Origin of the sequence: Fodinibius salsisoli (genome assembly GCF_026229185.1) — a bacterium.
GTDB lineage: Bacteria > Bacteroidota > Rhodothermia > Balneolales > Balneolaceae > Fodinibius > Fodinibius salsisoli.
The window spans coordinates 122,385-138,123 of the sequence record NZ_JAGGJA010000007.1 but is presented as its reverse complement, the minus strand read 5'-3'; the positions used below and the strand labels follow the sequence as shown (position 1 = coordinate 138,123).

At 47.3% G+C, this 15,739-nt stretch carries 9 protein-coding genes; all 9 read left to right on the top strand.

Annotation, left to right across the window (positions count from 1 at the left end):
• Window positions 1-80: 80 nt before the first annotated feature.
• The 9 genes from J6I44_RS11730 to J6I44_RS11695 all read left to right on the top strand — a co-directional run bounded on the left by J6I44_RS11730 (window position 81) and on the right by J6I44_RS11695 (window position 15,723).
• Window positions 81-3,896, top strand: a complete 3,816-nt coding sequence (locus tag J6I44_RS11730; protein WP_265766325.1) for an efflux RND transporter permease subunit — start codon at window positions 81-83, stop codon at window positions 3,894-3,896.
• Window positions 3,897-4,005: 109 nt separating this feature from the next.
• Window positions 4,006-5,343, top strand: a complete 1,338-nt coding sequence (locus J6I44_RS11725; protein ID WP_265766324.1) for a TolC family protein — start codon at window positions 4,006-4,008, stop codon at window positions 5,341-5,343.
• 271 nt (window positions 5,344-5,614) lie between these two features.
• Window positions 5,615-7,429, top strand: coding sequence for an efflux RND transporter periplasmic adaptor subunit (locus tag J6I44_RS11720; RefSeq protein WP_265766323.1), 1,815 nt, complete (start codon window positions 5,615-5,617; stop codon window positions 7,427-7,429).
• A gap of 30 nt (window positions 7,430-7,459) precedes the next feature.
• Window positions 7,460-7,798: a P-II family nitrogen regulator gene (locus tag J6I44_RS11715; protein WP_265766322.1), complete on the top strand. Its 339-nt coding sequence runs from the start codon at window positions 7,460-7,462 to the stop codon at window positions 7,796-7,798.
• Window positions 7,799-8,321: 523 nt separating this feature from the next.
• A complete protein-coding gene (locus J6I44_RS11710; protein WP_265766321.1) occupies window positions 8,322-8,780 on the top strand; it encodes a MerR family transcriptional regulator in 459 nt (152 codons plus the stop codon).
• Window positions 8,781-8,804: 24 nt separating this feature from the next.
• Window positions 8,805-9,413 (top strand): mercuric transport protein MerTP, encoded by a 609-nt coding sequence (gene merTP / locus J6I44_RS11705; protein WP_265766320.1) that lies wholly within the window; start codon window positions 8,805-8,807, stop codon window positions 9,411-9,413.
• A 7-nt stretch (window positions 9,414-9,420) separates the two neighbouring features.
• Window positions 9,421-9,630, top strand: coding sequence for a GDCCVxC domain-containing (seleno)protein (locus tag J6I44_RS20655; protein WP_286670531.1), 210 nt, complete (start codon window positions 9,421-9,423; stop codon window positions 9,628-9,630).
• A gap of 273 nt (window positions 9,631-9,903) precedes the next feature.
• The gene (locus J6I44_RS11700; RefSeq protein WP_265766319.1) at window positions 9,904-11,940 is read left to right on the top strand and encodes a copper-translocating P-type ATPase; all 2,037 of its coding nucleotides are present in this window, start codon (window positions 9,904-9,906) and stop codon (window positions 11,938-11,940) included.
• 468 nt (window positions 11,941-12,408) lie between these two features.
• Entirely contained in the window at window positions 12,409-15,723 is a 3,315-nt protein-coding gene (locus tag J6I44_RS11695) for a SusC/RagA family TonB-linked outer membrane protein (RefSeq protein WP_265766318.1), read from the top strand.
• Window positions 15,724-15,739: the final 16 nt, after the last annotated feature.

The following is a 15,739-nucleotide window of genomic DNA, read 5'->3' as shown; positions in this document are numbered from 1 at the left end:
ATACTTCGGTATAGAGCGCAGCACCCATTTTGTATCACATTATTTCAGAGTTCTCTATAGCTCGCTAATTCAGAACTGCCATGCTAGACAAAACCATACGTTTTTTTCTTGAAAACAAGCTCATTTCAGTACTCCTGCTTCTCCTTTTTGTGGGATGGGGAATGGCTGTAGCTCCCTTCAACTGGCAACTTGATAATATCTTCCCGCGTGATCCGGTTCCGGTGGATGCCATTCCCGACCTGGGTGAGAACCAGCAGATCGTCCATACCGAATGGCCGGGGCGTTCGCCGCAGGATATCGAAGATCAGATCACCTATCCGCTGACAACCGAATTGTTGGGATTACCGGGAGTAAAAACGGTACGTAGCAGTTCCATGATGGGACTCTCTACGATTTATGTAATCTTTGAAGAGGATATCGAATTTTACTGGAGCCGATCTCGTATTCTCGAAAAGCTTAATGCTCTGCCATCAGGAACACTCCCTGACGACGTGCAGCCGTCGCTCGGACCTGATGCTACCGGACTCGGACAGATATTCTGGTACACGCTCGAGGGACGAGATCAGGACGGAAATCCGGCCGGGGGCTGGGATCCGCAGGAGCTTCGTACCATCCAGGATTATACCGTGGATTATGCTCTGACTTCAGCGCAGGGAGTGGCTGAAGTAGCACCTGTGGGTGGATATGTCAAGGAATATCAGGTGGATGTGGATCCCGAGGCCATGCAGGTGTACGATATTACAATGCGACAGATTTTTGAGGCGGTTCGCGGCAGTAATGTTGATGTGGGTGCACGGACGGTTGAGATGAATAATGTGGAATACCTGGTGCGTGGACTGGGTTACATCAAGAACCTCGAAGATCTGGAACAAGCGGTAGTGGTAAGCAGAGATCATACGCCGATCCGTATTCAGGATATCGCGCACGTGACACTCGGACCGGCCATGCGCCGTGGTGCCCTCGACAAGTCCGGCGCCGAAGCAGTAGGGGGCGTGGTGGTGGCCCGCCAGGGGGAAAATCCGCTGCAGGTGATTCAAAACGTAAAAGAGCAGATCAGCGAGATTTCTGCGGGTTTGCCTTCCAAAACGCTAGATGACGGTACCGAATCAAAGGTAACTATCGTGCCGTTTTACGACCGCACCGAACTCATTATGGAGACGCTGGGTACGCTAGAAGAGGCCCTGTTTTTACAGATCCTGGTGACCATCATTGTGGTTATTGTCATGGTGATGAACCTGCGATCATCGGTATTGATTTCTGGGTTACTTCCCATAGCCGTGCTCATGACCTTTATCTCGATGAAGTACGGCGGCGTGGATGCCAACATTGTGGCGCTTACGGGTATTGCCATTGCCATAGGTACCATGGTGGATATGGCGGTGATCCTCACCGAAAATATGATCCGGCATATCGATGAAGCCGGGGATGAAGAACCGTTGCTGGAGGTTATTTTCAGGGCTACCAGCGAGGTCGCCTCGGCGGTGGTTACGGCTGTTTCAACGACGGTGATCAGTTTCCTTCCGGTATTCACAATGGTAGCTGCCGAAGGAAAACTGTTTATCCCGCTGGCCTATACCAAGACCTTTGCGCTGATCGCCTCCATCATTATCTCGCTGATCATTATTCCACCTTTTGCTCATTGGTTCTTCTCGGTACGCATCAAGAAACGACCACTGAAAATTGTCTGGAACGGCTTTGTAGTCGCACTGGGATTGATCAGTCTTATATTCTCCGTACTACCGTGGGCGGGATGGTTGTTGTTGCTATTCGGAACCAATACGCTTGCTTCGATCTATTTAGAAGCATACGATGAGCAGCAGGCAGTCTGGATCAATAACGTTATTGCCGCCGTAGTAGTAACATGGCTTTTGGCAAAGGCATGGCTGCCGCTGGGAGCAGAAGTCTCACTCTTCACCAATTTTATTTTCGTTGGTGGTATCGCCGCGCTTTTGATTGGTATCTTTTACCTCTTTATCCACTATTTTCGTTCCATTTTACAGTGGGCGCTGTATTACCGCAAATCCTTTCTTTCCATCCCGTTAATTCTGATACTCCTGGGAGTAACCATCTGGTTGGGATACGGCAAGATGTTCGGATGGGTTGGAAAGAGCTTCAACACGGTAGGACTCCCGGTGCAGGAGACGGCGGCCTGGACATCCATGGAGGAGACCTTTCCCGGACTCGGTGAGGAGTTTATGCCGCCGCTGGATGAAGGGGCTTTTCTGCTGATGCCGACAACCATGCCGCATGTCGGTTTGGAGGAGGCAAAGGATTATATGCAGAAAATTGATATGGCTGTTTCGTCAATTCCCGAGGTGGATATCGTAGTAGGAAAGCTCGGCAGAGCAGAAACAGCCCTGGATCCAGCCCCGGTTTCGATGTATGAAAATGTGATCCAGTACAAGAGCGAGTATAAACGGGATGAAGACGGACGGCGAATTCGGTATGCGATTAACGATGACGGAGCGTATATCCGCGATGAATCGGGGAAACTGATTCCCGACCCGGACGGACAGTATTACCGGCAGTGGCGCGATCATATTCAAAGTCCCGACGACATCTGGGGTGAAATAGTTAGTGCCACGCGCGTGCCGGGGCTGACTTCTGCTCCCAAATTGCAGCCGATTGAAACCAGGCAGATTATGTTACAATCCGGCATGCGTGCCCCGATGGGTATCAAGGTTAAAGGTCCTGACCTGGAGACGATCGAATTTTTTGGGCTGGAGCTGGAGGAAGTACTTCGCGAGGTGCCCGAGGTGCAGGGGCAGTCGGTGTTTGCAGATCGCATAGTGGGTAAGCCTTATCTTGAAATTGAATGGGACCGGGAGGCCCTGGCTCGCTATGGTTTAAAAATCGCAGACGTTCAGCAATACCTGGAGGTGGCCATGGGCGGGATGGCGCTGACCCAGACCGTGAAGGGACGCCAGCGATACCCGGTGCGGGTCAGATATGCCAGAGAATATCGCAATAGTCCAGAGGAGATTGAGCGGATGTTTGTATCTACGCCATCGGGCACGAATATCCCGCTGGGGATGCTCGGAGAAGTTAAGTATCGGCAGGGTCCGCAGATGATTAAAAGCGAAGATACGTTCCTGACCGGCTATGTTACTTTCGATAAACGGGAGGGATATTCTGAAATAGAAGTCGTAGAAGCGGCCCGGCAGGTGATCAATGACAAAATTGACAGTGGAGAACTTTCCGTGCCTTCGGGACTCAGCTTCGAATTTGCCGGAAATTACGAGAACCAGGTCCGGGCCGAGAAACGCCTCTCCGTTGTCATGCCGATTACCCTGCTCATCATCTTCCTTATTCTCTACTTCCAATTCCGTTCTATCTCGACTACGGCGATGATTTTCAGCAGCATTTTTGTGGCTTGGGCTGGCGGATTTATCATGATCTGGCTATACGGCCAACCGTGGTTTATGAATTTCGAGCTGTTGGGCACCAATATGCGTGAGCTGTTCCAGATGGGTACGGTAAATCTCAGTGTCGCGGTCTGGGTGGGCTTTATTGCCCTTTTTGGGATTGCCGCAGACGGAGCCGTGGTAATTGCTACCTATATTCACCAGCTGATGGATCGGCATAAACCCAAAAATGTAAATGAGCTGCATGAGATTATTATCAAAGCCGGAAGTATCCGTATTCGTCCGACCCTGATGACGACCGCTACCACCACTCTGGCCCTGCTGCCGATTCTTACCTCCGGTGGACGCGGTTCTGATATTATGATTCCTATGGCTATACCAACGTTTGGCGGGATGATGGTCGCGATCATCACGCTATTTGTGGTGCCGGTACTATACGCCGTCTGGCAGGAATCCAAATGGCGACTGGAAGAAAAGATGGAAGAAATACCACTGGCGGATAACAATGAAAATACCAATGAACCAAGCTAAGGATAGAATAGAAATGTCATCGAATATTATAAAAAAGACAGAGATTACATCCCCCTATTCACTGAAAAAATACAGTGAACTTTCCCCCTTCGAAGGGGGATCAAGGGGGATGACACATCTTGCAGCCTCTTTCAGTTGGATAGTTATACTGGTTTCTGCTGTATTTGTTTTGGGACTAACACAAAACCTTCAGGCCCAGGATTATCCTTCGCCGGGTTCCAGTGAAGCGGTGGAAGACAGCCTTGTCTTAAACCAATATATACAAGAGGCATTGACCAATAACCCGCGTATTGAAGGATTGTTTCAGCAATATTATGCCCGGCTGGAACAGGTTCCGCAGGTTGGCGCTCTGCCAGATCCGGAAATAATGTTACAGTATCACATTAACCCGATGAAATACAGTAATCCGTTGACTCAGACGACCGTCAGTGCCAAGCAGATGTTTCCCTGGTTTGGTACGCTCGGCAAAAGAGAGGAACAGATAGAAAAAGTAGCGAAAGTAGAGTGGACCGCCTTTGAAGAGGCACGCAACGAAGTTGTACAAAATGTCAAAGAGCGCTGGTACCGCATGCATGAACTCCACCACCATTTGATGATCTTTGATCGAAATATGGATTTGCTGGGACAGTTGGAACGACAGGTGCAACGACGATACGAAAGCGGGGATGTCAGCCAGGTGGATCTGCTTCGAATCCAAATTAAGCAAGATGATCTGGAAACGCGGATTGCCAATATTGAGGAGAAGCTGGAAGCGATGAAGGTTCAATTTAATTCATTGCTGAACCGTCCATCTGAGGCGGAAGTTGAAATACCAAATGTAATGTATAATCCAAAGCTAACAAGAGATAAAGAATGGCTCCGGCAAGAGGTTCTTAAGCGCAATCCGGAACTCCGTGGGAGGGAGCTTCAGGAGGAGGCGGCTTTTGTGGCCGAGGAGCAGGCCCGCCTGGAGGCACGTCCTTCCTTTGGACTCGGACTGATGGTCATGAACAGAAATTATATGTACATGCCCTTAATGGCCGGTGACCGGGCGGCCCTGACCGGTTCGCTGACGATACGCGTTCCGCTGTGGCGATCCAAATACCGAGCTCAGCGGAAGGAAGCCCGTATTGAGGCGCGCATCGCCCGCGAAGAACAGCAGGATGTCACAAATCGCCTGACGGCGGAGACAGAATCCCTGTTGCAGCAATACCACGATGCCGAACGAAGAATTGCTCTGCACGAGGAACGATTAATTCCGAAGACGCGTCAGGCACTCAGAATAGCATTGTCTGAATATGCCGGGGGACGCGGCGACTTTGAACAGATCATTCAGTTACAGCAGCAGTTGCTGGAATATGAAATGATGCTTAACACAGCTTACGTGAAGCAAAATATTGCCAAAGCTGAATTAGAGGCACTAACGGGCGAATACAATGTAACACCGGAAGAGATAGAATCAGAATGAGAAGTGAAAAAGAAGTTCAATTAGATCAAAAACAAATTTTAATGGGCAATTTGATAATCTTTCTTATATGAATTTTTCTTCAATCCTCCTGACCTCCTTCTCCAAGGAGGAACTTTTGGGACACAATATTTGGATATGGCTTAAAAAGTCCTCTTGGAGAAGAGGGATTTAGGGAGATTGAGTTTCGGGGACAGGGGATGACAGCCATTTAAATAAAGGCAAAGCATTAATTAAATAGATAAGAATCTCGATAACATAACTACTACAAATCATGAAAAAAGAATTCAACTACAAACAGATAGGAAAAACAGTCGGAATCTTATTGGCAGGCCTTTTTCTGGGATGGCTGTTCTTTGGCGGCTCTGCTAGGGAAGATGCAACAGATATTGACCAGCATATAGAAGAAACACATACCGACGAGGAGGGGAATATCGTGTATACCTGCAGCATGCATCCCCAGATCCGACAAAATGAGCCGGGGAATTGTCCCATATGCGGCATGGAACTGATTCCCGTAGACCAAGAAGAACAGGATGAGACGGTATTCACCATGACCGAAGCAGCAGTAAAACTGGCGGAGATTCAAACTACGCGTGTGGAAAGACGTATTCCTAAACTGGAAGTTCGCCTGCCGGGACGCATAGCTGCCGACGAACGTCGGATTTCCTCTATTACCGCGCAATTTCCGGGACGTATTGAAGAACTCTTTGTCGATTTTACCGGGACGTATGTTGAAGAGGGTGAAAAACTGGCTACAATTTACTCTCCGGAACTGATTTCTGCACAGCAGGAACTGCTTGAAGCGGCCAGAAACAAGCAAACTAATCCCGGATTATATGAATCAACACGCAGAAAATTACGTTTGTGGGGACTCCCCGAAAGTGAAATCCATCGCATTGAATCATCCGGAGAAGTATCCGATACGCTTCCCATTGTAGCGACACGCAGCGGATATGTGACCCAGAAAAATGTGGATGCAAAGGATTATGTAGACGAGGGTACCGTAATGTATAAAGTGGCTGATTTATCAACGCTTTGGGTGCTGTTCGATGTCTATGAAACAGATATCGGAGCCATAGATCAGGGCGATTCGGTTGATTTTACCGTCCGTAGTTACCCCGGAAAAACCTTTGAAGCAAAAATTACCTATGTCGATCCATTTATCGATCCGGAATCAAGGACTGCACGTGTTCGGGCCGAGGTAGAAAATGCCGGGGGAGAGCTTAAGCCGGATATGCTGGCCCGGGGCACAGTATCGGGAACTGCTGATGAAGGAGAGAGGTTAGTGGTTCCGACATCGGCCGTGATGTGGACCGGTAAGCGTTCTGTTGTTTTTGTGAGGCAGCCGGATGCCGAAGTTCCCTCATTCGAGCCGCGACTGGTAACACTGGGGCAACGGGCCGGTGGTTATTACGTTATTAAAGAGGGGCTGGAAGAGGGCGAACAAGTGGTTACCCACGGCAACTTCAAGCTAGACAGCGCCGCTCAGCTGGCAGATAATTTAAGCATGATGAATCGCGAGCCAGGCAACAAAATCAACCGGGCAGGAGATGGTCATGAGGACATGGAAGAGCAGGAAACCGCTCGCAGTAAACAAATCGATAGTCAGGCAGAGATCAGCGGCACCGTTGCTGAAGTCCCGCAAGCATTCCGCGATCAGCTAAAACAGGCCATTGGCGAATATCTGAATCTTAAGGATGCTTTGGTCGAGGCCAATTCGGAAGAAGCCTCTCAGCAGGCCGAACGGTTCCTCAGCCAGCTTGAAAATGTAGATATGTCGCTGCTGGATGCCGCACCCCGCGATCGGTGGAGGAAACTGTTAGAAAAGTTAAACCAGGAGGCAGGACAGCTCGCCGGACAGGATGAACTTGACAGTCAGCGAGAAGCTTTTTTCCCGGTGTCGGAAACGCTGGTAAAAAGCGTGCAGGAATTTGGCATTGAGGGTATGTTATACTACCAGTATTGCCCGATGGCTTTGGGAGGTGACGGGGCTTACTGGCTTAGTGAAGAAGAGGAAATACGTAATCCTTATCTAAGTGAAAAAATGCGGGATTGCGGTGAAATCATCCAAGAAATAAAAAATTAGCATATTTTAATCAAAATATACTCTGCCATTATGAAATTAATTAAAGCCTATATCCGTATTGATATGTTTGAAACCGTCCATAGGGCTCTCAACAAAGAAGGATATACAAGTATGACGGTAATGGAGGCCGAAGGAATGGGCAGCTATAGTGATCCAAAAGATCAGCATAGCTCCCTGAAATTTCCGGCGTTGCATTCAAAAGTGGTGAAGCTGGAAATGATCTCGGAAGCAGAGCATGTAGATGACATCGTTCAGATTATCCATGAAAATGCCAGCACAGGACATCCTGGAGACGGCTTGATGGTGGTACTGCCGGTGGAACGGAGTATCCGCGTTAGGGATGGAGAGGAGCGAAGGTACACGGTGTAATTTATTCCTTGAATGCTTAACTTTTTGTTCTGCTCCTCCTGTCATTTTGTTGACCAATACCTTTCTGAATTAGCCATAATACTGTTAAACCTACAGCCTTTCGATCAATGCCTATGGGCCCCAATGCCCCCGGTTGTCCATTTTGTACGCATCTCCTTCGATTCGATATAGACTTTGGGACCTTGTGGTTTATGAAAAAACGAATTTTTATTTGACTCTGGACCATGGTACAGGCCTTATATTATAGTTGAACTGTATTCTTTAATAAGAAAGGAGTTGTTATGCCATTACAAAAAGGAGAAGTTTACCAATGCCCCGATGAAAATTGTGGCTGTGAAGTCACCGTAACCAAAGGAGCGCCCAGCGACTGCTCGGGCACTCAAAACCCGACTTGTTGCTGTGGCAAGACCATGGTAAAGAAAAGCTAAACTTATTGCATTCGGGGCTAATGCCTCGGATGTTTTAAATGAACGTAGTTTGATAAAATATGCACGGAGCATTATGGAAATGAGGGCAGAATATCATGTTTGAGGATATGGAAGAAAAATATGAGGGCATTGTTACTTTTAAAATTGGTGAAGTGGCCAGTCGTGCTAAAGTCAACAAGGAAACGGTACGCTATTATGAGAAACGAAACCTCATTCCTAAACCCGACCGCCGCCGATCTGGATATCGGATCTTTACCCAACGGCATATCGATCAGATCAAGTTCATTAAACGGGCGCAGGAGCTGGGCTTTACCCTCAGCGAAATAAAGGAACTGTTGGAATTGCGCATGGATGAGGATACTACGTGCTCGGAAATCCGAAATGAAGCTCAGGAGAAATACCGGGATGTTGTCAAAAAGATTGAAGACCTTAGCCGGATTAAAGAAACCCTGATTGGTTTGATCGATTCCTGTTCCGATGAGGGCCCTAAAGGAGAATGCCCTATCCTCAGTGCGTTGGAAGGAGATACGGAGACTGGGAAAGAACTAAGATAACAATATTTTAGAGGTATTAACCGCATGAACGATCAACCAAACAATTCCGACACCAAATGGATAGGGGCAGGACTGATAGCCGCTTTTGTAGCCTCCCTGTGTTGCATAACCCCGGTATTTGCATTTCTGGCAGGTATCGGCGGCATTGCTTCGACCTTTTCCTGGGTGGAGCCGATTCGTCCTTATCTGATCGGCCTAACCGCCTTACTGCTGGCCGTTGCGTGGTACCAGAAACTGAAACCGAAATGGGATCCGGAGTGTGCTTGTGAGGAGAATCCTTCGTTTTGGCAAACCAAAGGATTTCTGGGCATCGTAACCGTTCTGGCTGCCGTATTATTGGCTTTTCCCTATTACTCAGATTCCTTTTTCCCTAATCAGGAGAAACAGGTGGTCTATGTGCAAGAAAGCCAGGTGCAAACCATCACCCTTGATATTGAGGGCATGACCTGTACCGGATGCGAAGCGACTGTCGAAAATGCTGCCAGCAATGTGGATGGGGTGTTGGAGGCCAATGTTTCTTACGATACCGGCAAGGCAATCATCAAATATGATGGAAGTAAAGTTCAACAAGCGGATATCGAAACAGCCATCAATAAAACCGGATTTACTGTTAACACCGACTCAGACAGGTGATCATTTTATGAGTACTGTAACCTTGGAATCAACCATTACATGTTCAAGTTGTGGAGATAAAACCACCGAAACAATGCCAACGGATTCTTGCCAGTTTTTCTGGGAATGTCCGGGGTGCGGAGAAGTTTTAAAGCCTAATAAAGGAGATTGTTGCGTTTTCTGTTCCTATGGCAACGTGCCTTGTCCTCCTATTCAAGAAGAAAACCCCTGCTGTTAATGCATAAAGAATCTGTTCTTATTATTAGGATCATAGAATGTAGGGACAAGAAGATATTTCTGGTGAGACGGCTATTGACGGGCAAAAATTGATGTATTCTAAATAAAATTTTACGGAACTGGTATCAAAGACCAAGAGATGGTAATGGAGAAAATAGTGTAATAAATAACAAAAATTCTGTAACGCTACGGTCTATGCGGATGGGTATTTTAGAATAGCTAATAAACGGGTTATGGAACTAAGAAAATTAATCGATTTAGGTAAGTTGCAAAGATGAAAAACACAGATCACCACAATCATCAGCATCAAGAGCCAACTAATAATGATAATGAGCACCATGACCATCATACCCATATGTTGCAGGAGTTCAAGAAACGGTTCTTTGTCAGCGCCCTGCCCACCATATTAATTCTGCTGTTGTCGCCGATGATTCAGGAATTTCTTGGGATAGGCGATCAGTTGCACTTCCAGGGAGATATGGCGGTGCTGTTTCTGCTTTCTACCTTTGTTTACGTGTATGGCGGCTGGCCCTTCCTGAAGGGCGTTTATGATGAAATAAAAGATAAGCAGCCGGGCATGATGACGCTTATAGGCCTGGCAATAACGGTTGCCTATGTCTACAGCACAGCCGTGGTTTTTGGACTGAGCGGCAAGCTCTTCTATTGGGAATTGGCTACGCTGGTGCTCATCATGCTGGCCGGCCACTGGATTGAAATGCGGTCAGTGATGAGCGCCTCGCGTGCACTCGAAGAGCTGGCAAAATTGATGCCGGATACGGCTCATCGACTCAAGGATGATGGTTCTACCGAAGAGGTAGGCCTTGACGAGCTGAGGAGTGGTGACAAGCTGGTGATAAAACCGGGGGAGAAGGTCCCGGCTGACGGTGAAGTGGTCGACGGCAAAACACAGGTCAATGAATCGTTGCTGACCGGCGAGTCAAAACCGGTATCCAAAAAGGAGGGCGATGAAGTTATTGGCGGCGCGATTAACGAAGAAGGATCTATTACGGTCAAAGTGACCAAGACCGGGGATGAGTCTTTCTTGTCACAGGTTATTTCCCTTGTAGAGCAGGCCCAGCAGAGCAAATCCCGAACGCAGAACCTTGCCAACCGGGCCGCCGCCTGGTTAACCTTTGTAGCTCTGGGAGCCGGTGCGTTAACCCTGTTCGGGTGGTCCTTCTGGTCCTCGCAGGACTTTGTATTCGCCATAGAACGAACGGTTACCGTCATGGTGATAACCTGTCCCCATGCCCTGGGCCTGGCTATTCCGTTGGTGATCGCAGTCTCCACATCCAGAGCAGCCAGCCACGGATTTTTAATTCGCAACCGAACCGCTTTTGAGCAGGCCCGAACGCTGGATGCCATCATTTTCGATAAAACCGGAACGCTTACCAAGGGCGAATTTGGAGTAACCGATATTCGGATGTTCAGCGAGACCTTTTCTAAGAAAGAACTGCTCACGCTTGCCGCTTCACTGGAAACGCGATCCGAACATTCCATCGCACAAGGTATTGTAGAGGCATCAGAGGAGACCTTCGCAGTGGAGTCGTTTAATGCTATTACCGGCAAGGGCGTTGAAGGGCAAGTAGACGGTAAAAAGATAGCAGTAGTGAGCCCCGGCTACCTTGAAGAACAGAATATCAACATACCGGATCGGTCGAGTATGGATGAGTTGGCCTCCACCGGGAAAACCATTGTGTATATTCTGGTCGAGGGATCGTTGGAGGCCGCAATTGCACTGGGTGACCAGATCAGGGAAGAGTCGTACGAGGCAATTCGTCGGCTAAAAGAGTCTGGTATCCAGTGCATGATGCTGACGGGTGATAATGAGCAGGTGGCCGGATACGTGGCGGATGAATTGGGACTGGAGGATTATTTTGCAGAAGTGTTACCGGATGAAAAATCCGACAAAGTGAAGGAGGTGCAGCAGCGCGGGTTGTCGGTGGCTATGGTGGGCGACGGCGTGAATGATGCTCCCGCCCTGGCCCAGGCGGATGTCGGTATTGCTATCGGGGCAGGATCAGATGTAGCAGTAGAAACCGCAGATCTGGTCTTGGTCAAGAACAACCCGAAGGATGTAGTATGGATCGTTTTACTGGCAAAAGCCACCTATCGCAAGATGATTCAAAATTTATGGTGGGCCAGTGGCTATAACATAATTGCGATTCCGCTGGCCGCCGGAGTGTTTGCGTGGGCGGGGATTGTGCTAAGTCCGGCTGTGGGCGCGGTATTAATGTCACTCAGTACTGTGATAGTAGCCGTCAACGCACGATTTTTGGATGTGGAAAAAGAACGGTCTCAAACTTTTTAACGCATATGGGGAGATTAATACCTTGGTGTGATAAGTATTCACGGTTATCACTTTTGTCCTCTATAAAAATTAGACTATTCTGTTAATGTATCAAGAAAAGTAAATTACCTATCTCTAAATATCTTTTTGGCGTAACATTTTCAGCTGGCTATTTCGATAATGTAATATCGAAATCTTAATGGAAAAATATTTGAATACATCCTTGTTAAAAATAATATCAGCAGGGTCGGTAACTCTATAGTTCACTTTTTCTATAACATCTTTCCTTTTGATATCCCCCCTAAATTCTGATTAAATACGGAGTTAAACGATTTTTTGTGAAATTAATTGCATTATTTTCTTTTTTTTAGAAAGTTATTTGCGCAGATGATGAAAATACTTTGTTTATCATTTGCAAATCAATTGCACAGGATGGTATGTAAAAACTTTTCAGGATGTTAACTTAAATCTAACCCAAAGGGGATACTTATGGATCAAACACTACGGATTAAGCCAACCATAAAATGGCTGATGTCCGTTGGATTTTTTGTGGCTACCTTGTTTCTATCGGGAACAGTGGTGGCACAGAACACTTCAACGATATCAGGAACAGTAACAGATCAAACAACCGACCAACCATTACCAGGTGTCAATATTTCGGTACAAGGTACCACCACTGGTACTACGACAGATGCCAATGGTCAGTTTGAGCTGAATGTACCGAGTTTAAGCGATACGCTCCAGTTTACTTTCATTGGATATGCATCTGCTACCGTACCTATCCAGGGGCGGACTGAAATCGATGTTCAGCTTGAGCCTACCACGATTAGTGGCGAAGAGCTGGTTGTTGTCGGTTATGGAGCACAGCGCGAAAAAGATTTAACCGGATCAGTCTCTGTGGTCGATGTGGATGAAATGACGTCTATACCAGAAACACAAGTCTCCGAACAGTTGCAGGGACAAGCTTCCGGTGTGACCGTCGTTTCCTCAGGCCAGCCGGGCGAAGAGCCCCAGGTGCGTATTCGGGGAATCAACACATTTGGCAACAACGAACCGCTCTATGTTGTTGACGGTGTGCCGACACAGAATATTGACGACCTCAATTCCAATGATATTTCGTCTATGCAGGTGCTGAAAGATGCCGCTGCGGCTTCTATTTATGGTTCGCGTGCTTCAAATGGTGTAATTGTGATCACAACGAAACAGGGAAGTGGCGATATAACCATCGATTATGATGCTTCCTACGGATATCAGGTGCCCCCTAGTGGCAATATCTACGATATTTTGAGTCCACAAGAAATGGCCCAATCCGTATGGACGGCTAATCGGAACTCCGGGATTACGCCTGGAGATGATGAATGGGGACACCCACAGTATGGTAGTGGCGAAAGTCCTGTGCTTCCTTACTACATCGATCCTGCGGGTTCAAGTCAGGAAGAAGTTGACGAATCTAATTATTTCTTAAATCCGAACTATACCGATGCTTCCGCCCTCAGCTCTTTCTTTTATATCACGAGAGCGAACCACCAGGGTACCAACTGGTTTGATGAGCTATATGACCCTGCAGGACAAATGAACCATAACTTGTCGGTCAGCGGTGGCGGCGATATTGGAAATTACCTGTTCTCGGTGAACTACTTGGATCAGCAGGGAACACTGATGGAAACATCTCTGCAGCGCTATACGGTAAGAGCCAATACAAAATTTAATGTAAGTGATAATATCCGCATTGGAGAGAACCTGTCCTATTCAGTATCAGAAAATCCGACGTTTGGAACACTGGATGAAGGCGGTCCCATTGGGATGGCGTATCGGGAGCAACCGATTATCCCGGTCTATGATGTAGGCGGTAATTTTGCCGGTACGCATGCCGAAGGCTTAGGAAATCCGCGAAACCCGGTTGCTCTTGCCCATCGAGCCCGAAATAACGAATATTTAGATCGACGTCTCTTTGGTAATATCTTTGGTGAGATTGATTTCTGGCAGCAACGTTTGACGCTTCGCACCAGTCTGGGAGGGGAACTCTATTCAGGAGCCGGCCATAGCTTTACTTATCCGGAATATGAGAATGCGGAGAATAACACCACGAATCAGTTCAACTCAAGCTCCTATGAAGGGTACACTTATACGTGGACAAATACCCTTACCTACGATCAAAGCTTTAAAGACATTCATAATGTGAAAGTTACATTAGCCACCGAGGCCAATAAAAATAAAGGCAGTAATGTTGGTGGGAGTACACAAGACTTCTTTTCTTTCGATCCGAACTTTACAAATCTAAGTACAGGATCGGGAACAAAAACCAACTACAGCTCGGAGTATGAGAATTCACTGTTTTCACTAATCGGGCGAGTGGACTACAACTTTGACGACCGATACATACTGAGCGGAACCCTCCGTCGGGATGGATCTTCAAAATTCCTCAATAACAAATGGGGATGGTTCCCGGCCGGTAGTGTCGGCTGGAGAGTTACGGAAGAATCCTTCTTTCCCGAGTCTTCTGCAATTACAGACTTGAAGTTTCGTGCCGGTTATGGGGTCGTTGGAAATCAATTAAATGTAGATCCTAATAATCCATACACCTTGTTTGCTCCCAGCAATGTGTCAAGCTATTATGCCCTTGATGGCAGTAATAGTACACCGCTTCTGGGTTTTTACCAGTCACGTATCGGTAACCCCAATGCTAAATGGGAGCGCAATGTGAGTACCAATATTGGTGTTGATGCGAGTTTGTTTGATGGTAAAGTGGAAGTAACGGCTGACTATTATCGAAAAGAGGTAAGAGATCTGTTGTATAATCCCTCTTTACCTGCTACGGCCGGAAATGCTTCGCAGCCTTTCGTTAATGTTGGTAGTATGCGGAATACTGGTTTTGATGGATCCATATCATACTTCGGAAACATCACGGATGACCTCCAGTTCAATTCTACCCTTACTTTTACCTCCTACAACAACGAAATTATTAAAATTTCGAACACTTCTAATTATTTTGCCCAGGCCACCAACCGGTTTGAAGGAACCAGCACCGTTCGTAACCAGGTGGGGCATCCCGTTTCATCTTTCTACGGTTACAATGTTATTGGCTTCTGGGATGATAAAGAGGAAATTAGTGAAGCACAGGCCGGTGCACCGGGTGAAAAGTATGTTTCAGATGTTTACATCGATGAAGATGGCAATGCAGTTGGAATTGGTCGGTTTCGATATGAAGATGTCAATGGTGACGGAGAAATTACTCCTGACGACCGAACCTTCCTTGGAAGTCCCAATCCAGACTTCACCTATGGCATAAACCTCGGCTTTAACTACAAAGCCTTCGACTTTAGTATGTTCTGGTACGGCAGCCAGGGCAATGAGATTTGGAACCAGGTGAAATGGTGGACCGATTTTTACGGTAGTTTTTCCGGGGCTAAGAGTAAGACCATGTTGCACGATTCCTGGACCCCTGATAACCCGAATGCTACGGCCCCGATTCTGGAGACAGAGGGTTCATTCAGTACGAATGGAACGCCCAATTCCTATTTCGTGGAAGATGGTTCTTATCTGCGCATGAAAAATGTGCAAGTGGGATATACCCTTCCCCAAGAAGCAGTTTCTCGCATTGGTATACGATCATTGCGTGTGTATGTGCAGGCAGCCAATTTACTTACCATAACCAATTACAGCGGTCTGGATCCGCAGATCGGTTACCATGAAAATGATGATGGCAACGCCAACGCCGGGGGTACTTCTACAGCCTTTGGTATTGATGAAGGCGTTTATCCGACCGCACGGCAATTCAGAATTGGGATTAGTCTTTCTTACTAATGAAGACACGAATTTT